Here is a 388-nt window from a genome sequence, read left to right as displayed (position 1 = left end):
TGTTTCCCACACCACGCTTGCTGTTTTTCCAATACTAACATTAGGATTTACTCTGCTCTTTTTCCCATAATAAGCTTACTATTTTTCCATTTTCGCACTGCTCTACTCTCACACTATCCTATTTTTCTCACACTACTTCTTATTTTTCCAATGTCACACTATGCTAATCCCTAATCCCATACTGCCCTATTTTTCCCACACTACCCTTACTATCTCTCCATTTTCCCACTACGCTATTTCTCTAACACTAATTTTATTATTTTTCCCACACCAAGCTTGCTATTTTTCAATTTTCGCACTACGCTATTCTCACACTACCCTATCTTTCCCACACTGTCCCTACTATCTTTCTCACACTGCCCTTATTTTTCCACCTTCACACTACCCT

Annotated in this window: 1 protein-coding gene; it reads left to right on the top strand. The window is 38.7% G+C overall.

What is annotated here, in order from left to right:
- Positions 1-160: 160 nt before the first annotated feature.
- The coding region (locus tag DMC01_RS14580; RefSeq protein WP_221887182.1) for a hypothetical protein at positions 161-388 on the top strand (228 nt) is incomplete at its 3' end.

Source organism: Campylobacter troglodytis (genome assembly GCF_006864425.1).
Classification (GTDB): Bacteria; Campylobacterota; Campylobacteria; order Campylobacterales; family Campylobacteraceae; genus Campylobacter_D; species Campylobacter_D troglodytis.
The sequence above is the reverse complement of the archived record's forward strand: the minus strand, read 5'-3'. Positions and strand labels throughout refer to the sequence as shown.